The 21,822-nt window shown below is 69.8% G+C and carries 27 protein-coding genes and 4 tRNA genes; 23 read left to right on the forward strand and 8 right to left on the reverse strand.

Annotation, left to right across the window (positions count from 1 at the left end):
• Positions 1–2 precede the first annotated feature (2 nt).
• The 3 genes from ACFWBW_RS22005 to ACFWBW_RS22015 all read right to left on the reverse strand — a co-directional run bounded on the left by ACFWBW_RS22005 (position 3) and on the right by ACFWBW_RS22015 (position 1,170).
• Entirely contained in the window at positions 3–284 is a 282-nt protein-coding gene (locus ACFWBW_RS22005; RefSeq protein ID WP_385374932.1) for a hypothetical protein, read from the reverse strand.
• Entirely contained in the window at positions 281–826 is a 546-nt protein-coding gene (locus tag ACFWBW_RS22010; protein WP_385374934.1) for a hypothetical protein, read from the reverse strand. The genes ACFWBW_RS22005 and ACFWBW_RS22010 overlap by 4 nt, the downstream gene beginning before the upstream one ends.
• A gap of 131 nt (positions 827–957) precedes the next feature.
• Positions 958–1,170: a helix-turn-helix transcriptional regulator gene (locus tag ACFWBW_RS22015; RefSeq protein ID WP_385374936.1), complete on the reverse strand. Its 213-nt coding sequence runs from the start codon at positions 1,168–1,170 to the stop codon at positions 958–960.
• Between the two features lie 108 nt (positions 1,171–1,278).
• Between ACFWBW_RS22015 and ACFWBW_RS22020 the strand changes: the two genes are divergently transcribed.
• Together ACFWBW_RS22020 and ACFWBW_RS22025 are read left to right on the forward strand one after the other, a co-directional pair.
• On the forward strand, positions 1,279–1,761 hold the full coding sequence (locus tag ACFWBW_RS22020) for a helix-turn-helix domain-containing protein (protein ID WP_385374937.1): 483 nt from the start codon (positions 1,279–1,281) through the stop codon (positions 1,759–1,761).
• The gene (locus tag ACFWBW_RS22025; RefSeq protein ID WP_385374939.1) at positions 1,745–3,070 is read left to right on the forward strand and encodes a tyrosine-type recombinase/integrase; all 1,326 of its coding nucleotides are present in this window, start codon (positions 1,745–1,747) and stop codon (positions 3,068–3,070) included. Before ACFWBW_RS22020 ends, ACFWBW_RS22025 begins: the two co-directional genes overlap by 17 nt.
• Before the next feature lie 25 nt (positions 3,071–3,095).
• On the opposite strand, the gene ACFWBW_RS22030 is transcribed toward ACFWBW_RS22025, so the two are convergent.
• Complete coding sequence (locus ACFWBW_RS22030; protein WP_243333311.1) at positions 3,096–3,584, reverse strand: YajQ family cyclic di-GMP-binding protein; 489 nt, start codon at positions 3,582–3,584, stop codon at positions 3,096–3,098.
• 198 nt (positions 3,585–3,782) lie between these two features.
• Here ACFWBW_RS22030 and ACFWBW_RS22035 point away from each other — a divergent pair.
• From ACFWBW_RS22035 to ACFWBW_RS22045, 3 genes are all read left to right on the forward strand, one after another.
• Positions 3,783–3,864: transfer RNA gene (locus ACFWBW_RS22035), tRNA-Tyr, on the forward strand.
• A gap of 260 nt (positions 3,865–4,124) precedes the next feature.
• Entirely contained in the window at positions 4,125–4,454 is a 330-nt protein-coding gene (locus ACFWBW_RS22040) for a hypothetical protein (protein WP_385374941.1), read from the forward strand.
• A gap of 87 nt (positions 4,455–4,541) precedes the next feature.
• The gene (locus ACFWBW_RS22045) at positions 4,542–4,979 is read left to right on the forward strand and encodes a DUF3574 domain-containing protein (RefSeq protein ID WP_385374943.1); all 438 of its coding nucleotides are present in this window, start codon (positions 4,542–4,544) and stop codon (positions 4,977–4,979) included.
• 142 nt (positions 4,980–5,121) lie between these two features.
• Here the strand turns inward: ACFWBW_RS22045 and ACFWBW_RS22050 are convergent, their stop codons facing one another.
• The gene (locus tag ACFWBW_RS22050) at positions 5,122–5,778 is read right to left on the reverse strand and encodes an SDR family oxidoreductase (protein ID WP_385374945.1); all 657 of its coding nucleotides are present in this window, start codon (positions 5,776–5,778) and stop codon (positions 5,122–5,124) included.
• Positions 5,779–5,832: 54 nt separating this feature from the next.
• A complete protein-coding gene (locus ACFWBW_RS22055; RefSeq protein WP_385374946.1) occupies positions 5,833–7,176 on the reverse strand; it encodes an amidohydrolase family protein in 1,344 nt (447 codons plus the stop codon).
• A gap of 548 nt (positions 7,177–7,724) precedes the next feature.
• On the opposite strand from ACFWBW_RS22055, the gene ACFWBW_RS22060 reads away from it, so the two are divergent.
• The 10 genes from ACFWBW_RS22060 to ACFWBW_RS22105 all read left to right on the forward strand — a co-directional run bounded on the left by ACFWBW_RS22060 (position 7,725) and on the right by ACFWBW_RS22105 (position 13,703).
• Positions 7,725–7,797: transfer RNA gene (locus ACFWBW_RS22060), tRNA-Thr, on the forward strand.
• Positions 7,798–7,845: 48 nt separating this feature from the next.
• Positions 7,846–7,918: transfer RNA gene (locus ACFWBW_RS22065), tRNA-Met, on the forward strand.
• An 89-nt stretch (positions 7,919–8,007) separates the two neighbouring features.
• Positions 8,008–8,172, forward strand: a complete 165-nt coding sequence (gene rpmG, locus ACFWBW_RS22070) for a 50S ribosomal protein L33 (RefSeq protein ID WP_003956487.1) — start codon at positions 8,008–8,010, stop codon at positions 8,170–8,172.
• 122 nt (positions 8,173–8,294) lie between these two features.
• Complete coding sequence (locus ACFWBW_RS22075) at positions 8,295–8,786, forward strand: MaoC family dehydratase N-terminal domain-containing protein (protein ID WP_385374948.1); 492 nt, start codon at positions 8,295–8,297, stop codon at positions 8,784–8,786.
• A gap of 1 nt (position 8,787) precedes the next feature.
• On the forward strand, positions 8,788–9,216 hold the full coding sequence (locus tag ACFWBW_RS22080) for a MaoC family dehydratase (RefSeq protein ID WP_385374950.1): 429 nt from the start codon (positions 8,788–8,790) through the stop codon (positions 9,214–9,216).
• Between the two features lie 124 nt (positions 9,217–9,340).
• Entirely contained in the window at positions 9,341–9,901 is a 561-nt protein-coding gene (locus ACFWBW_RS22085) for a TetR/AcrR family transcriptional regulator (protein ID WP_385374952.1), read from the forward strand.
• A 120-nt stretch (positions 9,902–10,021) separates the two neighbouring features.
• Positions 10,022–11,560 (forward strand): MFS transporter, encoded by a 1,539-nt coding sequence (locus ACFWBW_RS22090; RefSeq protein ID WP_385374953.1) that lies wholly within the window; start codon positions 10,022–10,024, stop codon positions 11,558–11,560.
• 108 nt (positions 11,561–11,668) lie between these two features.
• Positions 11,669–12,106 carry a DUF3291 domain-containing protein gene (locus ACFWBW_RS22095; protein ID WP_385374955.1) on the forward strand — a complete coding sequence of 146 codons (438 nt, stop codon included), beginning with the start codon at positions 11,669–11,671 and terminating at the stop codon, positions 12,104–12,106.
• A gap of 107 nt (positions 12,107–12,213) precedes the next feature.
• Positions 12,214–13,269: a UDP-N-acetylmuramate dehydrogenase gene (locus ACFWBW_RS22100; protein ID WP_385374957.1), complete on the forward strand. Its 1,056-nt coding sequence runs from the start codon at positions 12,214–12,216 to the stop codon at positions 13,267–13,269.
• 17 nt (positions 13,270–13,286) lie between these two features.
• Positions 13,287–13,703, forward strand: coding sequence for a hypothetical protein (locus ACFWBW_RS22105; protein ID WP_385374959.1), 417 nt, complete (start codon positions 13,287–13,289; stop codon positions 13,701–13,703).
• Positions 13,704–13,719: 16 nt separating this feature from the next.
• Here the strand turns inward: ACFWBW_RS22105 and ACFWBW_RS22110 are convergent, their stop codons facing one another.
• Together ACFWBW_RS22110 and ACFWBW_RS22115 are read right to left on the reverse strand one after the other, a co-directional pair.
• Positions 13,720–14,739, reverse strand: coding sequence for an adenosine deaminase (locus ACFWBW_RS22110; protein ID WP_385374961.1), 1,020 nt, complete (start codon positions 14,737–14,739; stop codon positions 13,720–13,722).
• A 197-nt stretch (positions 14,740–14,936) separates the two neighbouring features.
• A complete protein-coding gene (locus tag ACFWBW_RS22115; RefSeq protein ID WP_266955932.1) occupies positions 14,937–16,163 on the reverse strand; it encodes a pyridoxal phosphate-dependent aminotransferase in 1,227 nt (408 codons plus the stop codon).
• Between the two features lie 190 nt (positions 16,164–16,353).
• Here ACFWBW_RS22115 and ACFWBW_RS22120 point away from each other — a divergent pair.
• The 8 genes from ACFWBW_RS22120 (at position 16,354) to rplL (ending at position 21,756) form a co-directional block, all read left to right on the forward strand.
• Positions 16,354–16,426: transfer RNA gene (locus tag ACFWBW_RS22120), tRNA-Trp, on the forward strand.
• Positions 16,427–16,533: 107 nt separating this feature from the next.
• Positions 16,534–16,815: a preprotein translocase subunit SecE gene (gene secE / locus ACFWBW_RS22125; protein ID WP_243333337.1), complete on the forward strand. Its 282-nt coding sequence runs from the start codon at positions 16,534–16,536 to the stop codon at positions 16,813–16,815.
• Positions 16,816–16,899: 84 nt separating this feature from the next.
• A complete protein-coding gene (gene nusG, locus ACFWBW_RS22130) occupies positions 16,900–17,847 on the forward strand; it encodes a transcription termination/antitermination protein NusG (protein WP_385374963.1) in 948 nt (315 codons plus the stop codon).
• A 180-nt stretch (positions 17,848–18,027) separates the two neighbouring features.
• Entirely contained in the window at positions 18,028–18,462 is a 435-nt protein-coding gene (gene rplK, locus ACFWBW_RS22135; RefSeq protein ID WP_053682632.1) for a 50S ribosomal protein L11, read from the forward strand.
• 86 nt (positions 18,463–18,548) lie between these two features.
• Positions 18,549–19,277: a 50S ribosomal protein L1 gene (rplA, locus tag ACFWBW_RS22140; RefSeq protein WP_243333339.1), complete on the forward strand. Its 729-nt coding sequence runs from the start codon at positions 18,549–18,551 to the stop codon at positions 19,275–19,277.
• Between the two features lie 238 nt (positions 19,278–19,515).
• Entirely contained in the window at positions 19,516–20,460 is a 945-nt protein-coding gene (locus ACFWBW_RS22145; RefSeq protein WP_385374965.1) for a hypothetical protein, read from the forward strand.
• Between the two features lie 274 nt (positions 20,461–20,734).
• Positions 20,735–21,265: a 50S ribosomal protein L10 gene (rplJ, locus tag ACFWBW_RS22150; protein WP_215023401.1), complete on the forward strand. Its 531-nt coding sequence runs from the start codon at positions 20,735–20,737 to the stop codon at positions 21,263–21,265.
• 110 nt (positions 21,266–21,375) lie between these two features.
• Positions 21,376–21,756 (forward strand): 50S ribosomal protein L7/L12, encoded by a 381-nt coding sequence (gene rplL, locus ACFWBW_RS22155; RefSeq protein ID WP_385374967.1) that lies wholly within the window; start codon positions 21,376–21,378, stop codon positions 21,754–21,756.
• Positions 21,757–21,822: the final 66 nt, after the last annotated feature.

Genomic DNA, 21,822 nt, shown 5'->3' on the forward strand with positions numbered 1-21,822 from the left:
GGTCAACGTGCGTTCTCCGTCTTGTCCGTCGCGACGTGCTCGGCGAGGGCGAGGACGTCGGCGACCCAGCGGCGGGCGGCGGCGCGGGTACTGATCGCGCTCGGCTGCTCTTCGAGGCTGGCTCTGATCGATCCGAGGGCGAGCTCCCGGCGGGCACGCTCGCGGCGGGCCTGGACGAGGAGCTCGTCGGTGTACGGGCACTGCGGCCAGTCGCCTCCGGGGATCCCGGAGGGCCCCGGCGCCGTGGTGGCGCCGGGGGTCCGGGGGGAGGTGCGGGAGGTCACCGACCGGCCTCGACGTTGGTGACGAGGGCCTCCACGGCGTCCAGGTGGGCCCGGAGCTCGGCGATCCGGCTGCGGGCCTCGGTGGGCGTGAGGTCCTCGTCCAGGAGGCCGATCTTGACGCCCTTGCCCCAGTCGATGATGTTGACGGGCAGGACTTCGCGGCCGTAGGCGTCCGCGCAGGTCGCCGACATGCAGGCGCTCATGTGGTCGTCGTGGTCGCCGGTCTCGACGCACCAGCCGTGTACCTCGCACGGTGCCGTCGGAGCGTTCGAGCGTTGGAGCACCGCGAGGACTTCGGCGAGGACGGCCGGGGTGTCTCCGGCTTTGCGGATCTCCCGGGCCACGGCGTCGAGGAAGGCGCAGTAGTTCTCGTCCTGGCCTTCCTTGGCTTCCTCGATGCCGCTCAGGACCCACTCGGCGTGGGGCGTCAGGGTCGGGGGCGCCGGGGGGAGGTCAGCGAGCAGGGGGTGCACCTTGCCCGTCGGGGCGGTGGCCGCGGCGAGCGCACTGGTGATGTTGGTGGCGGTCGTGGCAGTCTTCATCTTGAAGCTCCTTCACGGCCGCGCATATGGGACTGCGAATCCCGCGCGGCCGTTCGGCTGTTCTGGATTGGGACGGCGGTGCTTCGTGGCCCCCGGCGTACAGGTGTTGACGCACCTGCTGGGGGCCGTCTTCATGCGGCGATCGTCTGGTTGTCGAGCCAGGCCTCCACGTCCGCCCAACGGGCGCGGAGGTGGCGGCCGACCTTGATGAACTTCGGGCCGCTCCCGCGGCTGGACCACTGGTAGACCGTGGCGAGCGGGACGCCGCAGTACTCGGCGACGTCCTGCGCCGTGGCCAGTGGGCGGCGGGACGAGGGTGCGGTGGGACGGGCGGAAGGCTTCACACGACGCTCCTGGTCGTAGATTCGACGAACGGGCTCGCCTTATCGACGCATGCCACAGCTTGCCGCGCCCACTTGCCACTCGTCAACCCGCCGCGTACATTCGTCGTTATGACGAGTTCAACGACTGTGAGCGACGTCGTCGCCGAGCGCGTGAAGGAAGTCCGCAAGCGCCGTGGGCTAACCGCCGTTCAGCTCGCCGAGCGCTGCGCTGCCATCGGTGTTCCCGAGTTGACACCGCAATCCGTGTCTAACATCGAGACCGGGCGTCGCGACAAGGCCGGCGCCCGGCGGCGGTACGTGACCGTGGACGAGCTCGTCGCTCTTGCCGTGGCACTCGAAGTGGCCCCCGTGCACCTGCTGGTGCCGCCGCACCCGTCCCCTCGCTGGGACGGGGGGCAGCACGATCCCAACGACGAGGCTGCGTACCGGCTTACGCCCACGCGGACCGAGCCGTCGTTCATGGTCCGGCGTTTCATCAGAGGCGAGACCCCTCTGCCAGGCATGGACGAGAGGGCCTTCTACTCCGAGATCCCTCCGCAGGAGTTCGCCCCCCTGCTCGGGAAGGATGACCCTCGTGGCGCAGGTCTATGACCGGTGGCACCTCTCCCGGCCTCGCAAGGACGCGGAGCAGTGCGCCGAGCACTCCAGCAAGACCCGCGCGCTCGTGGCCAGCAAGGACCACGGCAAGGGGAAGCGCTGGCAGGTCCGTTGGCGGGACGCGGCTGGTGAGCAGCAGAAGGAGAACTTCACCAAGCGCAGCCAGGCCGACACCCGGGCCGCGACGATCGAGGCCGACCTCGCCCGCGGGCTGTACGTCGACCCGGCGGCCGGCAAGGAAGGCTTTCAGGCGGTCGGCGAGCGCTGGCGGACCGGCGCTGTGCACCGCGACAGCACAGCCGAGCGCGTGGACCGAGCGCTCAGACTGCACGTGTACCCGCTGCTGGGGAACAAGCCGATCGTCTCGATCCGGCCCTCAGAGATCCAGTCCTGGATCAAGAACCGCTCACAGGTCCTCGCGCCGACCACGCTGAAAGTCACCTACGCGTACGTCGTCACGATCTTCCACACCGCCGTGCGCGACCGGATCATCGCGATCAACCCCTGCGACGGGGTGCGCGTCCCCGACGTGCGCCGGCCCGAGGTCGTGCCGCTCCACCCGGCGGCCGTGAAGGCCCTCGTTGCGGCGGTGCCAGCGTGGTACCAGGCGCTCACCCTGCTGGCCGCCGGCGCTGGTCCCCGCCAGGGCGAGACCTTCGGGCTGGAGGTCGAGCACGTCGACTTCCTGCGGCGCGAGATGAAGATCTGTCAGCAGCTCGTAGGGCCGGACAAGGGGGAGCCGTACCTCGGTCCGCCGAAGACGCACGAGTCGTACCGGACCGTGCCGCTCGCGAAAGCGGTAGTGGATGGGCTGGCCGCCCACCTGGCGCGGTTCCCGGCCCGCGAGGTGGAGATCTGGGACCGGACCGATCCGCGGAAGCCCCACCTGCGGAAGGCCAAGCTGCTCTTCGTCAACGAGCAGCGGGAGGCGATCCGCCGGGGCGCCTGGTCGCACATCTGGGACGTCGCTACACGCAACGCCAACGTCGCCCTCGCCGCGCAGTACGAAGCCGCTCACGCGCGCTGGGTGGGCGCCGGGCGCCCGGAGGGTGAGGAGCCGTCACCGGTCGAGGTCCCTGTCGGCGCGACGATGCACGACCTGCGGCACTTCTACGCCTCGCTGCTGATCAAGCACCGCGAGAGCGTGAAGACGGTTCAGCGCCGTCTCGGCCATTCCAAGCCCTCGATCACGCTCGACATCTACACGCATCTCTGGCCCGACGAGGAGGACACAACGCGTGCCGCCGTCGAGGCGGTCCTCGGCGATGTGCCCGCGTTGTGCCTTCCAGCCAAGGCCCTGTGACCTATGCGCAGGTCAGAGGCGTTGTTCAGCGGTAGTTCACGAACTGGATCGCGAAGTCCAGGTCCTTGCCCTTGAGGAGGGCCTGGACTTCCTGGAGGTCGTCGCGGCTCTTGGAGCTGACGCGCAGCTCCTCACCCTGGACCTGGGCCTTGACGCCCTTGGGGCCCTCGTCACGGATGATCTTCGCGACCTTCTTGGCGTTCTCCTGGGAGATGCCCTCTTCGATCGTGGCGAAGATCTTGTACTCCTTGCCGGACAGCTGCGGCTCACCGGCGTCGAGCGCCTTGAGGGAGATCCCGCGCTTGACCAGCTTGGTCTCGAAGACGTCCAGGACGGCCTTGACGCGCTCCTCGGAGTTCGCCTCCATCAGGATCTTCTCGCCGGACCAGGCGATCGTGGCGCCGGTGCCCTTGAAGTCGTAGCGCTGCGAGAGCTCCTTGGCGGACTGGTTGAGGGCGTTGTCGACCTCCTGCCGCTCGACCTTCGAGACGATGTCGAAACTGGAGTCGGCCATGTGCTGTGGCTCCTTGAAGTCGGTAGTGACGGCCCCGAAGGGCGCGGCCGGACATCCCCGGACCGCTCCGCAAAGCCTAGCCACCGCGCCCACGTCCGGTGCTGATCAATCCGGTGGCGAAGCACCCCCGGTCATCGGGTATCGTTTACGTCGTTGCCACGGAGCGCCGCCGCAAGGCGGAAAGATGGCAGCGATCTTGGCGGTGTGCCCGAGTGGCCAAAGGGAGCAGACTGTAAATCTGCCGGCTCAGCCTACCCAGGTTCGAACCCTGGCGCCGCCACGCGAGTGAAACCCTCGCCCATTGCAGAAATGCGATGGGCGGGGGTTTTCTCGTACACCCGGAACCGGGACGCCCCACGGAAAACCACTGGGCGGCGAAGCGGACAAGGGCGCATGCTGTCCGCATGATCAGTATCAGCATCAGCGGCCGAAAGGGCCATGGCGCGTAAGGCGCCCTCGCAGGTCCGGTCGGACCTGCCACGCCGGACGTCCCGAGAGGGCGACCGAGCCGTCGTTCCGGGCGTCTCCTCCCGCACCCTTGTGGAAATCGCCCGCGTCGAACGCCACCGGTACGAGCCGGGCGCTGCCTACCGGGCACTGTCCGCCTGGCGCGCGACGGTGTACGGCAGAGGACCGTCGTGGATCCTCTACCCGAGCTGGGACGACGACTACCCCTGCTGCCAACCCATATGGGGCGGCGATCACCGGGAGACCTTGGAGGTCTTCTGCCTCTCCCTGCCCCGTCACGCCGTGCGGGAGCTGCGGGCCGTACTCGCGCCGCTCGACGCGCGGTTCCTCGCCCGGACGCTCCCCGATCCGTACGCCCCGCCGGGGGATCCGTGGTGGCGGCGTCGGCTGGAAAGGGCCTGAGGGGCCTGACGGAGAGGGCACGGGCGCGGGGTGAGCCCATCGGGCGGATCGTGCGTACCGATGTGGGGCCCCGGTCGTTCATCCGGCGTGAAATGGACTTTTGACACACGCGGAAAGGTCGGCGGCGGGGTGCTCCTCGCCCTGCTCGGAGCGGGGATCCCGGCCCTGGTCGGAGCGGCGCTGGACAGTGATGTGGGGCATCCCTACCAGGAGACCCGGCTCTACTTCGGCACCGAGCGGCCGGACGGCCGGCCGCCGGTCGGGGAGCGGGAGTTCATGGGGTTCCTCGAACGGGAGATCACCCCCGCCTTCCCCGAGGGGCTGACCCTCCAGGACGGGCGCGGCCAGTGGCAGCGGGACGGGAAGATCATCCGTGAGATCTCGTACGAGGTGGTGCTGCTGTACCCGGAGCAGGAGGCCGACGAGCGCGGCGCGCGCATCGAGCGGATCCGGGAGGCGTACGAGAAGCGGTTCGAGCAGGATTCCGTCGGGCGCTCCGACGACCGGCTGACCGCCGACTTCTGATCGTTCGGCTGGTCGGCTGGTCGGTCGGTGGCCGGCAGGCCGGTCGGTGGCCGGCAGGCCGGTCGGCTGACCGGGCGACCGGCGGTCCGTGGCCGGGTGTTCCCCGGCCGGCTTCCGGCCGGCCGGGGCACTGCGGGACGGCCTAGTTGCCCGCCATGTCCTTGACCGCCACCGGGACCGGGGTCGAGCCCCCGATCAGCTCCAGGGTGAGGCCCGCAGTCGCCGGGGTCTCGATCAGCTCGGCGAGCACCTCCGCCACGTCGTCGCGGGTGACCGGCCCACGGCCCGTCTGCGCCTCCAGGCGGACCAGGCCCGTACCCGCGTCGTCGATGAGCGAGCCCGGGCGCAGGATCGTCCACTCCAGGCCCAGACGGGTGCGGACGTGCTCGTCGGCCTCGCCCTTGGCGCGGAGGTAGGCGTCGAAGACCTCGTCGCCCTCGCGGCGGGTGTCCGCGCCCATCGAAGAGACCATCAGGAAGCGGCGCACCCGGGCCCGTTCGGCGGCGTCCGCGAACAGCACCGCCGCGCCCCGGTCCACCGTGTCCTTGCGCCCGGCCCCGCTGCCGGGCCCCGCGCCCGCCGCGAACACCGCGGCGTCCGCGCCCTGCAGGATGCCCGCCACGTGCTCGACGGACGCCGATTCCAGGTCGCACAGCACCGGTTCGGCGCCCGCCTCCCTGAGGTCGTCGCCCTGTGCCGGATCGCGGATGATGCCCGCGACCTCGTACCCGCGCGCGGCGAGCAGGCGCTCCAGCCGCAGCGCGATCTGACCGTGTCCACCCGCGATGACGATGCGCATGCCACGACCGTACGACGAGCCGGGCGCCCGCGCCCGGGAACATGCGGTGAACCCTCAGGGACCGGGCTCCATACGGCCCTGCCGGGGCAGGTCCAGGGCCACCGCGACGGCGGAGTCGCAGTACTCCCGTACGGCACTCGTCCGGGCTACCACCCGCCCGCGGTGGATCACGATCCGGCTGTACGCGAGGGACAGCACGCTCGCGATCCGCTCCCCCCGCACGGCGAGCAGCTCCGCCGGGAAGCCGGCCTCCACCCGCACCTCCGGCAGGCCCATCGCCTCACGGGCCGCGCCGGCGACCGAGTGGTAGGCCTCGGCTGCGCGGAGCCCGCCCTGGGAGGCCAGGAGGTACGCGGCTTCGAGCGGGTCCCCGCGCCCGACCGGGTTGCCCGCGTCGCGCAGGGCCCCGCTGCCGGCCGCCACACGGACCCCGGCGGCGCGCAGCAGCCGTACGGGGGCGGTGCGCAGGCCCCGGCGCTCCAGGGCCGCGCAGTCGCCCTGGGGGAGGCAGGTCACCCCTACGCCGGCGGCCGCCAGCTGGTCGGCGGCCCGGGTCGCCACGTCCAGCGGGAGCCGCGACAGACCGCCGCAGGGCCCGATGGAGACCCCGGGCCGCAGCCCGCCGGCCATGGCCGCGAGCCGGGACAGGCGGGCGGGGTCGTCTCCGTCGGTGTGGAGGTCGACGGGGCAGCCGTGTTCGGAGGCCAGCTCCAGTACGGCTTCGAGGAAACCGGTGGGGTCGGGGTCGAGGTCGGGGCAGCCGCCGATGACGGATGCACCCATCTTCACGGCGTCCCGCAGCATGGCCAGCCCGTCGGCCCCGGCCACCCCGGTGAGCAGCCGGGGCACGGCGACGGTGGTGAGATCGGTGAGCCCGCGCAGGGAGCGGCGGGCCTGGAGCACGGCTTCCAGGGGGCCGAGGCCGTGCACGTCGCCGATGCGCACGTGGGACCGGACGGCCGTGGCGCCGTGCCCGAGCTGGAGCAGGGCCGCCTCGGTGGCGCGCCGCTGCACCTCGTCGGGGGAGTAGGAGACGGGCCCCTCGCTGTCCGCGGTCAGGGCGGTGTCCCCGTGGGAGTGGGGCTCGGCGGGCGCGGGGAGCAGGAGGTAACCGGTGAGGTCGACGCGGGCCCCCGAGGCTGCGGGCAGGCTGCCTGCCGTCCCGACGGCCTGGATCCGGCCGCCGCCGAGGCGGACGTCGACGGCGCGGCCGTCGGTGAGGCGGGCACCGGTGAGGAGCAGGGTGCCGGCCTCGGGGGCCGGGCCCTGGCCGCCCTGGGCACCCTCGGGGCCGGGCCCCTGCCCCTGGCCATGCCCTTGGCCATGACCCTGGCCCTGGCCGCTGCCGGGGCGGTTGCGCGGGGAGTGGGACGGCTGCTGCGGCGGGCTGTCGGACATCGCGCTCCTGCGGTGGCTCGGGCGGTTCCTGGAGCCGTGGCCGCGGCCCGCGGCCCAAGATCACGCAGCGTGCTCAGAGCCTAGGGGGCCGGGGTGCCCGCTTCGCGGAAGAGGGCAATAGTCGTACCGGTGCGTCTGGGTGGGCCGTCATGTGGGCCGTGATGCGGGCCGTCATGCGGGCCGTCATGTGGGCCGTGATGCGGGCCGTGACGTGGACCTCGATGGCGAGCGCGTCCCCAGGGGCCGGAATCGAAGCCGAACAGGTGAGGGTCTCCACCGAGGGTCTCTGTCGAAGGGCTCCGCCGGAGGGCGCCGCCGGAGGGCTCCGCCGAGGTCGGGCGCGGCTTCGTGGTGACTCAGCGTGGGAATCGGGCGGGCGAGGGCGTCCGCGGGTGTGATGCCGGACACTTTTCGGGGCGAAACATGCCTGGAGGGGGTCCTGAGGCGCGTCGCGCGCCGATCAAGAAAGGTGCCGGCGGCGCTCGGAGCCCAGGCCCCGCAAAGGATTTGGGCGATCGGCGGGCAACCGTGTAATGTCTTCCTCGCTCGCCCCAATAGCTCAGTCGGTAGAGCGTCTCCATGGTAAGGAGAAGGTCTGCGGTTCGATTCCGCATTGGGGCTCTGGTGAGAGAGGTTCCCCACCCTCGGGTGGGGAGCGGATCTCATCAAAGCGGCGTAGCTCAGTCGGTAGAGCAAGCGGCTCATAATCGCTGTGTCACCGGTTCAAATCCGGTCGCCGCTACACCCAGTAGCCGATTGCGGGGTCGGTCTCCCGATCGGCTACTCTTTTATGCGTTCATCCGTCCCTAATGTCCGTCAAGGAGCACTCACGTGGCTGCCACCGACGTCCGCCCGAAGATCACGCTGGCCTGCGTGGAGTGCAAGGAGCGGAACTACATCACCAAGAAGAACCGGCGTAACAACCCGGACCGTCTTGAGATGAAGAAGCACTGCCCGCGTTGCAACTCGCACACCGCGCACCGCGAGACCCGCTAGTCCTTAGCGAAGTCTCGTTCAACAGGCACAGTCATGAGGTCGTCCCCTTCATTTAGGGGGCGGCCTTATGTCGTTTCGACAGATCGTTTTGACAGATCGTTTCAGCAAGGAGGTAGGGAGTCATGGCGCTCGACCAGTCCTTCGTGGGGCGGAGCTACCCGCCCACCGATCCGTACGAGGTCGGCCGGGAGAAGATCCGCGAATTCGCGGTCGCCGTGGGTGACGCCAATCCGGTGTACACGGATCCCGAGGCAGCCAAGGCGTTCGGTCACCAGGACGTGATCGCCCCGCCGACCTTTGTGTTTGCCATCACGTTCGCGGCGGCCGGCCTGGTCGTCGACGACCCGCAGCTGGGGCTGGACTACAGCCGCGTCGTGCACGGCGACCAGAAGTTCGCGTACACCCGTCCCGTGCGGGCCGGTGACCGGCTGACTGTGATCTCTACCATCGAGTCGATCAAGTCGCTCGCGGGCAACGACGTCATCGACATCCGCGGTGAGGTCCACGACGAGTCCGGCGAGCACGTGGTGACCGCCTGGACGAAGCTCGTCTCCCGGGCGCCCGAGCCCGCCGCCGCTCCCGCCGCCGCCGGTTCCGCTCCCGAGGAGGCCTGAGATGGCTGCCCAGATCCAGTACGACGAAGTCGAGGTCGGCACCGAGCTGCCGGGGGCGTCCTTCCCCGTCACGCGGGCGACGCTGGTGCGGTACGCGGGTGCGTCGGGCGACTTCAACCCGATCCACTGGAACGAGAAGTTCGCCACCGAGGTCGGCCTGCCCGACGTGATCGCCCACGGCATGTTCACCATGGCCGAGGCGGTCCGCGTGGTGACCGACTGGGTGGGCGACCCGGGTGCGGTCGTCGAGTACGGGGTGCGGTTCACGAAGCCGGTCGTCGTACCGAACGACGGGCAGGGCGCGCTGATCGAGGTCACGGCCAAGGTCGCGGCGAAGCTGGACGACAACCGGGTACGGGTCGACCTGACGGCCATGAGTGCCGGGCAGAAGGTGCTGGGGATGTCGCGCGCGGTGGTCGCTCTCGCGTAAGGAACCCCCGGGTGCACTACCGACAAGGCCCTGACCGCCGAGGAAACTCGCAGGTCAGGGCCTTTTTGGTGGCCGCTTCCGGTTTCGGCTTGTCAAGTTAGTGATTGAGTACTAACTTCGAAGCATGGCAAGGATGAGTGCGGATGAGCGGCGCGAGAGCGTCATCCTGGCGGCGATGGGCGAGTTCGCCCGGGGCGGGTACTACGGGACCTCCACCGAGGCGATCGCCAAGCGGGTCGGGGTGTCCCAGCCCTACCTGTTCCGCCTCTTCCCGAACAAGCAGGCCATCTTCCTGGCCGCCGCCGCGCGCTGCATGGAGGACATCCGGCTCGTCTTCGAGGAGGCCGCCAAGGACCTCCCGGTCGAGGGCGAGGAGGCGGTCGAGGTGCTCGGCGCGGCGTACATGAAGCTCATCGCCGATCAGCCCGAGAAGCTGCAGATGCAGCTTCAGACGTATGTGACCGTCGCCGCCGCCGAAGCTGCTGGGGAGCCGGAATTCGGCGAGATGGTGCGGGCTGCATGGATGGAGCTGTGGGACACCGTCCACGTACCGCTCGGGGCGGACGTGGACGCGACGAGCACCTTCCTGGCCTACGGAATGCTGATCAACACGCTGTCCGCCATGGGGTTCCCGCCCCAGCATCGGGTCTGGGACGGCTGCTACCCGGGTCTGCGGCCCCAGTAGGGCCGACGGGGACCGGTGTGCTGACCGTGTGAGTCCGCCGGCCGGGGCTGCCACCCCGGCGGTGCGGGGCTCAGCTCTGCCCGTTGAAGTTAGTGATCAATAACTAGTTTTGGGGGAATCGTGCAAGACGCCAAGCTTCGGGGGCCCGCGGTCTGGGCACTCGTCATCACCGGCGCCGCCAGCTTCATGGCAGCGCTCGACAACCTCGTCGTCACCACGGCGCTCCCGTCCATCCGAGAGGACCTCGGCGGGAAGCTGGAGGACCTGGAATGGACGGTGAACGCGTACACGCTCACCTTCGCCGTCCTGCTCATGTTCGGCGCGGCCCTCGGTGACCGGTTCGGCCGCCGGCGGCTCTTCATCGCCGGTACGGCCGTGTTCACCGTCGCCTCCGCCGCCGCGGCCATGTCGCCCGGCATCAACGAGCTCATCGCCGCCCGAGCCGTCCAGGGCGTCGGCGCGGCGATCATGATGCCGCTCTCGCTCACGCTGCTGACCTTCGCCGTCCCCGCTGCCCGGCGCGGAATGGCCCTCGGCATCTACGGAGCCGTCACCGGCCTCGCCGTCGCGAGCGGCCCCCTCATCGGCGGCAGCCTCACCGAGCACATCTCCTGGCAGTGGATCTTCTGGCTGAACGTCCCGATCGGACTGGCGCTCATGCCGCTCTCCCGGATGCGGCTCGGCGAATCCACCGCCCCGCAGGCGAAGCTCGACCTCCCGGGCACCCTGCTCATCAGTGGCGGGCTCTTCGGCATCGTCTACGGACTGGTCAACGCCAACGCGCACGGCTGGACCAGCATCTCCGTACTCACCTCGCTGCTGGTGGGGGCCGCACTCGTGGGCGGGTTCATCCACCACGGCTTCCGCAACACCAACCCGGTGCTGCCCATGCGGCTCTTCCGCGACCGGGGCTTCTTCGGCATCAACATGGCGAGCCTGCTGATGTTCGTCGGGATGTTCGGCTCGATCTTCCTGCTGAGCCAGTTCCTCCAAGGCGTCCTCGGCTACTCGCCCACCGAAGCAGGGCTGCGCATGCTCCCCTGGACCGCCATGCCCATGATCGCCGCGCCGATCTCCGGGATCCTCTCCGACCGGATCGGCAGCCGCCCCGTCGTGGTCGCCGGGCTCGCCCTCCAGGCCATCGGCCTCGGCTGGTTCGCCGTGATCCTGAGCACCGAGGTCTCCTACGCCTCCCAGCTCCCGGCGCTGATCATCAGCGGCATCGGGATGGGCCTGTTCTTCGCCCCCGCCTCCAACGCCCTCATGTCCACCGTGGCCCCCGCCGACCAGGGCAAGGCCGCCGGTGCCAACAGCGCCCTGCGCGAAGTCGGCGGAGCCCTCGGCGTCGCCGTCCTCGCCTCCGTCTTCTCCGCCCAGGGCGGCTACCAGTCCGGACGGTCCTTCACCGACGGCACCGTCCCCGCCCTCTGGATCGGCGCCGCGGCCGTCGCCGTGGCGGCCGTCCTGGCGCTGCTGCTCCCCGGCCGGGTCCAGGAGAAGGCCCGGGCCGCGGAGGCCCTGCCGATGGAGGACCGCCCGACGGAGGACCGCCCGACGGAGGACCGCCCGACGGAGGACCGCCCGACGGGGGACCGGCCCGCGGACGACCTGGGTGCGGCCCCGGCCGGCGGGCGCGCCCCCGAGAAAGTGGCCGTCTGAGCGGGTCCCGCTCGCCGGCCGGTGCCCGCGCGGCGGCCGGCGGGGGGACCGCAGCCGCCGCACCGCACGAAGTTCCGTACGGACACGTCCGCGAGAGGAAGGCCCGTCATGCCCGACATCCCCTGGTCCACGCCCACCCGGCCCGCCCCCGGCGACGAGGTCTACGTCATGGCCTCCCGCTTCGAGACCGCGAGCCTGACCGGAGCCCTGAGGTTCTTCCTCAAGTCGCCCGGCATCGTCCTCCAGATGCGCAAGGCCCCCGGAGCCCACGGGGTCGCCCTGCGGGCCCGGGTTCTGCGCCGCACCTTCCTGACCCTGTCCGCCTGGGAGGACCGGGCCGCGCTCTACCGCTTCGCGGGCAGCGAACCGCACCGTTCCAGCGCCCGGTCGGCGGCCGCCTACACGAAGGAGGCCGGGTTCGTCTTCTGGACCGTCCCGGCGAGCGAGCTCCCCATCAGCTGGGCCGAGGCGGAGCGCCGCCTCGCCGAGCAGGCACGCAAGCAGGAGCAGAAGGAGAAGGAGCGGGAGAAGGAGAAGGAGTCGTAGGCGGAGGGGGGTCGGGGCGGGCCGCAGAGGCCCCGTACGGCCCTGCTGTACGCGTACGGTCCGTGGCCCCGCCTGGTCCGGGGGACGCGGACCGTACTCTTGTCCACGTGCAGGAACTCCACGACGCCCCCCTCGCCCCGCTGACCACCTTCCGGCTCGGCGGCCCCGCCGCCCGGCTGGTCACCGCGACCACCGACGCCGAGGTCGTCGCCACCGTGCGCGCCGCGGACGAGAGCGGCACCCCGCTCCTGGTCATCGGCGGCGGCAGCAACCTGGTCATCGGCGACCAGGGCTTCGACGGCACCGCCCTGCGGATCGCGACCACCGGGTTCGCGCTCGACGGGACGCGCCTGGAGCTCGCCGCCGGTGAGAACTGGAGCGAGGCCGTCGCCCGCGTCGTCGACGCCGGGCTCGCGGGCGTCGAATGCCTCGCCGGGATCCCCGGCTCGGCCGGCGCCACCCCGATCCAGAACGTCGGGGCGTACGGCCAGGAGGTCTGCGACACGATCACCGAGGTCGTCGCCTACGACCGCACGCGCGGGGAAACGGTCACGCTCCCGGCCGCCGAGTGCGCGTTCTCGTACCGCGACAGCCTCTTCAAGCACCAGCCCGACCGGTACGTCGTCCTGCGCGTCCGGTTCGCCCTGGAGGACGCGGGCGGCCTGTCCGCACCGGTCAAGTACCCCGAGACGGCCCGCGCCCTCGGCGTCGAGGCCGGCGACCGGGTGCCCGCCGCCCAGGCCCGCGAGACCGTCCTGCGGCTGCGCGCCGGCAAGGGCATGGTCCTCGACCCCGCCGACCACGACACCTGGTCCGCCGGCTCCTTCTTCCACAACCCGATCCTCGGCGACGAGGCGTACGCCGCCTTCCTCGCCCGCGCGCAGGAGCGGCTCGGCCCCGAGACCGCCCCGCCCGCGTACCCGGCCGGAGAGGGCCGTACGAAGACCAGCGCGGCCTGGCTGATCGACAAGGCCGGCTTCACCAAGGGCTACGGCGAGGGCCCCGCCCGGATCTCCACCAAGCACACCCTCGCCCTCACCAACCGGGGCGAGGCCACCACCGAAGACCTCCTCGCCCTGGCCCGCGAGGTCGTCGCGGGCGTCCACGCGGCCTTCGGCGTCACCCTGGTCAACGAGCCGGTGACGGTCGGCGTCAGCATCTGAGGAGTCCCGGCCCGCCCATGCTCTGTCCCCTGCACGGGGCCGGTACGGACCCCACCCGGCTGGTGGGACGCACGATCGACAAGGTCGTCGCGTCCTGGCACATCAGTGACGGCGAACGCTCCGAGGCTCCCCTCGACGTCTGGCTCCTCGACAGCGACGGGGAGTCCACCCGCATCACCACCGGGTCCGACGCCTGTCTCATCGTGGAATCCGAGTCCCCGCACGAGCCCTACGACATGGGGGAGTGGGGCCGCATCGAGGTCGGCGAGGACCTCGGAGAGCACCCCTTCCTGCGCCACCTCGGCGAGACCGTGGAATCGGTCGCCGAGTTCGCGCTGCCCGCGCAGGGGCGCACCCACCTGGAGATCGGCTTCCCGGACGGCGCGCGGGTACGGGCCGACTGCCACGAGGGCGACCTGCGGCTCACGCGCTGACGTGCGCCGCCCCCCCTTACGAGGCGATCCAGTGGTCGATCCCGGACAGCAGCTTCTCCTGTACGCCGACGGGCGCCGCACTGCCGCGCACCGACTGGCGGGCCAGCTCGGCCAGCTCCGCGTCGGTGAAGGCGTGGTACCGGCGGGCGATCTCGTACTGGGCCGCGAGCCGGGACCCGAAGAGCAGCGGGTCGTCCGCACCGAGGGCCATCGGCACCCCGGCCTCGAAGAGGGTGCGCAGCGGGACGTCCTCGTGGCGCTCGTACACCCCGAGGGCGACGTTGGACGCCGGGCAGACCTCACACGTGACCTGCCGGTCGGCGAGCCGCTTGAGCAGGCGGGGATCCTCGGCGGCCCGTACGCCGTGCCCGATGCGGGCGGCGTGCAGATCGTCGAGGCAGTCGCGGACGGAGGAGGGGCCGGTGAGCTCGCCGCCGTGCGGGGCCGCGAGCAGCCCGCCCTCGCGGGCGATGGCGAAGGCCCGGTCGAAGTCGCGGGCCATGCCGCGGCGCTCGTCGTTGGAGAGCCCGAATCCGACGATGCCGCGGTCGGCGTAGCGGACGGCGAGCCGGGCCAGGGTGCGGGCGTCGAGGGGGTGCTTCATGCGGTTGGCGGCGATGACGACGCGCATGCCGAGGCCGGTCTCGCGGGAGGCGGCGTCCACGGCGTCGAGGATGATCTCGACGGCGGGGATCATCCCGCCGAGGAGGGGGGCGTAGGAGGTGGGATCCACCTGGATCTCCAGCCAGCCGCTGCCGTCCCGTACGTCCTCCTCCGCGGCCTCGCGGACCAGGCGGCGGATGTCGTCGGGCTCGCGCAGGCAGGAACGGGCGGCGTCGTAGAGCCGCTGGAAGCGGAACCAGCCGCGTTCGTCGGTGGCGCGGAGCTTCGGTGGCTCGGCGGAGGTGAGGGCGTCCGGGAGGCGGACGCCGTACTTGTCGGCGAGCTCCAGCAGGGTCGACGGACGCATCGAACCGGTGAAGTGCAGGTGGAGGTGGGCTTTCGGCAGAAGCGTGAGGTCGCGTACGTGCTCCATTTGTTGATCCTGCCGCACTTGTCACCCGATCGGCAGCCCGATTCCCTGAACGGGTCCTTGCCCGAACGTAAATCCGGGGCTGCGGGGAGCCGCTGCGCAGGGTCTGGGGCGGAGCCCCAGGCAGCTCCGGAAACGCCTGTGCGGCGGTTCCCCGGGAGGGAACCGCCGCACAGGTCGGGCTGCGAACCGCCGAAGGCTCAGGCCTTCGCCTCCGCCAGGAGCTTCTGGATGCGGGAGACGCCCTCGACCAGGTCCTCGTCGCCCAGGGCGTAGGAGAGGCGGAGGTAGCCGGGGGTGCCGAAGGCCTCGCCCGGGACGACCGCGACCTCGGCCTCGTCCAGGATCAGGGCCGCGAGTTCGACGGAGGTCTGCGGGCGCTTGCCGCGGATCTCCTTGCCGAGGACGTCCTTGACCGCCGGGTAGACGTAGAAGGCACCCTCGGGGGTCGGGCAGAAGACGCCGTCGATCTCGTTCAGCATCCGCACCATCGTCTGGCGGCGGCGGTCGAAGGCGGTGCGCATCTCGTGGACGGCGTCCAGGTTGCCGGAGACGGCGGCCAGCGCCGCGACCTGGGCCACGTTGGAGACGTTGGAGGTGGCGTGCGACTGGAGGTTGGTCGCGGCCTTGACCACGTCCTTCGGGCCGATGACCCAGCCCACGCGCCAGCCCGTCATGGCGTACGTCTTGGCGACGCCGTTGACGATGATGCACTTGTCGGCGAGCTCGGGAACGATCGCCGGGAGGGAGACGAACTTCGCGTCGCCGTAGACCAGGTGCTCGTAGATCTCGTCGGTCAGGACCCACAGGCCCTTCTCGACGGCCCAGCGGCCGATCGCCTCGGCGTCGGCCTCGGAGTAGACGGCGCCGGTCGGGTTCGACGGGGAGACGAAGAGGACGACCTTCGTGCGCTCGGTGCGGGCCGCTTCGAGCTGCTCGACGGAGACCCGGTAGCCGGTGGTCTCGTCGGCGACGACCTCGACCGGGACACCGCCCGCGAGACGGATCGACTCCGGGTACGTGGTCCAGTACGGGGCCGGGACGATGACCTCGTCACCCGGGTCCAGGATGGCCGCGAACGCCTCGTAGATCGCCTGCTTGCCGCCGTTGGTCACCAGGACCTGGGACGCGTCGACCTCGTAGCCGGAGTCGCGCAGCGTCTTCGCGGCGATGGCGGCCTTCAGCTCGGGCAGACCGCCGGCCGGGGTGTAGCGGTGGTACTTGGGGTTGCGGCAGGCCTCGACCGCGGCGTCGACGATGTAGTCCGGGGTCGGGAAGTCGGGCTCACCCGCTCCGAAACCGATCACCGGACGCCCGGCGGCCTTGAGGGCCTTGGCCTTGGCGTCGACGGCGAGGGTGGCGGACTCGGAGATGGCACCGATACGGGCGGATACGCGGCGCTCGGCGGAAGGCGTTTCAGAGGTCATGCGGCCAATCGTCCCAGACGCGAAACGAGCGCCGCACTCCGTTTCAGTTACCGGACGGACGCTCTCCGGACGATGCTGTTCGACGTCAGGGCCCGGACCACGTACACTCAACCGTCGTTGGCCCTGCCAAACGCTGCAGAGCGTGAGCACACCGTGCACTCGTCTGGATGCGGTAGGTTGGGACACGCAAAGGGTCGTAGCTCAATTGGTAGAGCACTGGTCTCCAAAACCAGCGGTTGGGGGTTCGAGTCCCTCCGGCCCTGCTCCACACTCCTTCTCGGAAGTGTGTGCGCAGGTACGTACTTAGATGCAGTGCCGTGCGGCGCAACCGGGCGCGGCTACGGCCACGACCCGGATTCAGGTGAGAGACGTGACGGACGCCCTGGGCTCCATCGACATGCCTGACGCCGAGGATGACACTCGCGAGAAGAAGGCCCGCAAGGGCGGCAAGCGCGGCAAGAAGGGCCCTCTGGGTCGTCTCGCGCTGTTCTACCGCCAGATCGTCGCGGAACTCCGCAAGGTTGTATGGCCCACTCGCAACCAGCTGACGACGTACACCTCTGTGGTGATTGTCTTCGTCGTCATCATGATCGGTCTGGTGACCGTGATTGACTATGGGTTCCAGGAAGCCATCAAGTTCGTCTTCGGCTGATCCCCGCGGAGGGCGGCGCCTTGATGGGTGCCGCCCGTTTTCGCATGTTCGACCACCTTTTGTATCCAGGAAGAAGCAGCCACCGTGTCTGACCCGAACCTGAACGTGAGCCCCGACTCCGTCGAGTCCGTCGAGGACGAGCTCGACATCGTCGAGGCTGCAGACGCTGTGGACCCGGACGAGGCCGAGCTCGCCGACGCCGAGGCGGGTGTCGCCGCCGAAGAGGCCGCGCTGCACGTCGAGGGCGAGGTCGACGCCGAAGCTGACTCCGACGACGCTGACGAGGACGCCGACGAGGCTGACGTCGCCGAAGAGGCCGAGGAAGAGGCCGACGAGGCTTCCGACGACGCCGTCGAGGCCGAGGCCGACGACGCGGAGGCCATCGATGCCGCCGACGTAGAGCCCGCCGAGCCCGTCGACCCCATCCAGGCCCTGCGCGAAGAGCTGCGCCTCCTGCCCGGCGAGTGGTACGTCATCCACACCTACGCCGGCTACGAGAAGCGCGTGAAGGCGAACCTGGAGCAGCGCGCCGTCTCGCTCAACGTCGAGGACTTCATCTACCAGGCCGAGGTGCCCGAGGAAGAGATCGTCCAGATCAAGAACGGCGAGCGCAAGAACGTCCGGCAGAACAAGCTGCCCGGTTACGTTCTCGTCCGCATGGATCTGACGAACGAGTCCTGGGGCGTCGTCCGCAACACCCCGGGTGTCACCGGCTTCGTGGGCAACGCGTACGACCCGTACCCGCTGACCCTGGACGAGATCGTCAAGATGCTCGCTCCGGAGCTGCAGGAGAAGGCCGCAAAGCTGGCAGCGGAAGAGGCCGGTCTGCCGGCGCCCGCCGTCAAGCGCGCCATCGAGGTCCTGGACTTCGAGGTCGGCGACTCGGTCACCGTCACCGACGGCCCGTTCGCGACGCTGCAGGCGACGATCAACGAGATCAACCCGGACTCGAAGAAGGTCAAGGGTCTCGTCGAGATCTTCGGCCGCGAGACCCCGGTCGAGCTCAGCTTCGACCAGATCCAGAAGAACTGATCCAGCTCGGATCGACGCCTTCTGACTCACGCTTCCGGACAGGTCAGATTGCCCCCTTGCGGGCGGTCTGACCTGCTCGGTTTTCAGCCTCGCACCGATACCCGTTATCGTGGTGCGGTATGCCTCCATCCGGATGACCGGATTGGCGGCGAAAACTCTCACTAGGACCCGGAGAGAGCAATGCCTCCCAAGAAGAAGAAGATCACGGGGCTTATCAAGCTCCAGATCAAGGCCGGTGCGGCCAACCCGGCTCCGCCGGTCGGCCCCGCGCTCGGTCAGCACGGCGTCAACATCATGGAGTTCTGCAAGGCCTACAACGCCGCGACCGAGTCGCAGCGTGGCATGGTCGTGCCGGTGGAGATCACGGTCTACGACGACCGCTCCTTCACCTTCATCACCAAGACGCCGCCGGCCGCGCGCCTCATCCTGAAGAGCGCCGGCGTGGAGAAGGGCTCTGGCGAGCCGCACAAGACGAAGGTCGCGAAGCTTACGCGTGACCAGGTCCGTGAGATCGCCACGCTCAAGATGCCTGACCTGAACGCCAACGACATCGACGCGGCCGAGAAGATCATCGCCGGCACCGCGCGTTCGATGGGCATCACGGTCGAAGGCTGATTCAGCCACCCCAGCACCACAGTGGTAGGGCCAAGCGCTGGTCCGCACCACGACTCCACACCTGAAGCCACAACACAGGAGCAGAAGTGAAGCGCAGCAAGACTCTCCGCGCTGCGGACGCCAAGGTCGACCGGGAGAAGCAGTACGCCCCGCTCGAGGCCGTCCGTCTCGCCAAGGAGACCTCCACCACGAAGTTCGACGGCACCGTCGAGGTCGCTTTCCGCCTGGGTGTAGACCCGCGCAAGGCCGACCAGATGGTCCGCGGCACCGTGAACCTCCCGCACGGCACCGGCAAGACCGCCCGGGTCCTGGTCTTCGCGACCGGTGACCGTGCTGCGGCCGCGGAAGCCGCCGGCGCCGACATTGTCGGCGACGACGAGCTCATCAACGAGATCGCCAAGGGCAACCGCCTCAACGAGTTCGACGCCGTTGTCGCCACGCCGGACCTCATGGGCAAGGTCGGCCGCCTCGGCCGCGTGCTCGGTCCCCGTGGCCTGATGCCGAACCCGAAGACCGGCACCGTCACGATGGACGTCGCGAAGGCTGTCACCGAGATCAAGGGTGGCAAGATCGAGTTCCGCGTCGACAAGCACTCGAACCTGCACTTCATCATCGGCAAGGTCTCCTTCTCCGATGAGCAGCTGGTCGAGAACTACGGCGCGGCCCTGGACGAGATCCTTCGTCTGAAGCCGTCCGCCGCGAAGGGCCGCTACATCAAGAAGGCCGCCCTCAGCACCACCATGGGCCCCGGCATCCTGCTGGACTCCAACCGCACCCGGAACCTCCTCGTCGAGGAAGACCCGGCCGCGGTCTGATCAGCCCCGGGCCTCCGGGCTCTGAGCCTCACGGCTCGCTGAACGGCCGAATCCGGGCCCTTCGTCCCCTTCCCAGGGGGCGGGGGGCCCGGATTTTTTTGTCCGTGGACGTCGCCGGCCCGGTCCGGCCCGGTCCCTAACCTGCTCGACAGCCGATCCCCACGTGGTTCACAGTGAACTGCCTGCGATGTGCAGGCAGTTCGTGATGGTTCCGCAGCGCAGTGCCAAGGGGTGGGGAATGAAGACGAAGTCCGTATGGACGCGGGCCGGTGTCTCGGTGGCCGCGGTCACCGTCATGGTCGGCGTCGCGGGATGTCAGGACGGCGCCACGAAGGCCGCGGACGAGCCCGTGGCCCAGTCTCCGGCCTCGGCGAAGCAGAGCCCCGCCGAGGCCGTCCAGGCCGCCTACAAGAAGACGGCGGCGGCGAAGTCGGCCAAGGTCCGGATGACGATGTCGCTGCCGGCGGACAGCAAGGCCGGTGGCGGCACGATGGAGATTTCCGGGGTCCAGGGGTGGGATCCGGCCGTCATGGACATCACCGTGAAGGGCTCGATGTTCAAGGAGCTCGCCGGCGCGGGCGGCGGGGAGATCCCCGACGCCATTCGCATGGTGATCGCGAACAACGTCATGTACATGGACATGGGTACCGCGAACGCCGCCCAGCTGGACGGCAAGCGCTGGCTGAAGCTGGACCTGAAGGCCGCCGCGCAGGCCGGGGGCGACGACCCCGTCGGCTTCGGCGGTATGGACGGCCTGGGCAACCTGAACCAGGACCCCGCCCAGCAGATCGCGCTGCTGCTCGACTCGAAGAACCTCAAGCACGTCGGCAGCGAGCAGGTCGAGGGCGTCAGCGCCGAGCGATACCAGGGCACGCTGAGCTTCGAGGAGATGCTCGCCGCCAACGAGTCCTCCAAGGTGCTCTCAGAGGCCGACCGCGCGAAGCTGGTCGAGAGCGTCAAGAAGGCCGGCCTCAAGGGCTACGACACGAACCTCTGGGTCAACAAGGAGGGCTACCCGGTCCGCATGACCGTCTCCATGGAGATGGCCGGCGGCAAGCTGGACCTGGACGCCCACTACTCCGACTACGGCTCGGCGGCCACCGTGCAGCCCCCGGCAGACAGCGAGACCTTCGACCTCTTCGGGATGCTGAAGGAGATGGGCGGGGCGGGCTCGGGGGCCTGACCCCGGCCGCCCGCCGGCCCAGGGCTGACCGATTTGCCTGACCGGCGAACGGTCACGTACTCTTCCGGAGAAGCCAAAGACCGCTGGTCGTTGCCGTGCCCGCAAGGGGGCGGTGGCCGAAGGATCCGCTAACCGCGGACGTCCTGCGCAGGTGTTCAAGGAAAGTTCCCGGACTCGTTCTGGTTGAGCTACGCCCTGGCGCCCGCGCCGGGGCGTTTCGTATTTACGGCGCCTTCTGAGCGGTCCTCATCACCCGGAAGGAGGCCGACGCACTATGCCGACGCCCAACAAGGCTGCCGCGGTAGCCGAGCTCACGGACCAGTTCCGCGACTCGAACGCCGCCGTGCTGACCGAGTACCGGGGTCTCACCGTCGCGCAGCTCAAGACGCTGCGTCGCTCTCTCGGTGAGAACGCCCAGTACGCCGTGGTGAAGAACACGCTGACCAAGATTGCGGCCAACCAGGCCGGGATCACCGCACTGGACGAGCACTTCGCTGGTCCCACCGCGGTCGCCTTCATCACCGGTGACCCGGTGGAGTCGGCGAAGAGCCTGCGTGACTTCGCCAAGGAAAACCCGAACCTCATCATCAAGGCGGGTGTCCTTGATGGTAAGGCGCTCACCGCCGATGAGATCAAGAAGCTTGCGGACCTCGAGTCCCGCGAGGTTCTGCTCAGCAAGCTGGCCGGCGCGTTCAAGGGCAAGCAGTCTCAGGCTGCCTCGCTCTTCCAGGCGCTGCCGTCGAAGTTCGTCCGCACTGCGGAAGCGCTTCGCGTCAAGCTCGCCGAGCAGGGCGGTGCCGAGTAATTCGGCTCGCGCACTGATCCACGCCGCCTAGTGCGTGGGTCAAAGCGGGCCGTTACGCCCGCCTCTATATACATCCGGCACCTGCCGATTTAGTGGAAGGATCGCCCATCATGGCGAAGCTCAGCCAGGAAGACCTGCTCGCTCAGTTCGAGGAGCTCACCCTCATCGAGCTCTCCGAGTTCGTGAAGGCGTTCGAGGAGAAGTTCGACGTCACCGCCGCCGCGGCCGTCGCCGTTGCCGGTCCGGGTGCCCCGGCCGCCGCTGAGGCCGTCGAGGAGCAGGACGAGTTCGACGTCATCCTCACCGGTGCCGGCGACAAGAAGATCCAGGTCATCAAGGTCGTGCGCGAGCTGACCTCCCTCGGCCTGAAGGAGGCCAAGGACCTCGTCGACGGCGCTCCGAAGCCCGTCCTCGAGAAGGTCGCCAAGGAGGCCGCTGACAAGGCTGCCGAGACCCTCAAGGCCGCCGGCGCCACCGTCGAGGTCAAGTAACACCTCTGAGGCCTCTCTGAGGCCTCAACCAAGGGCGATCACCCGTAAGGGTGGTCGCCCTTTGGC

The sequence above is a fragment of the Streptomyces sp. NPDC059957 genome (assembly GCF_042730015.1).
Lineage (GTDB): Bacteria > Actinomycetota > Actinomycetes > Streptomycetales > Streptomycetaceae > Streptomyces.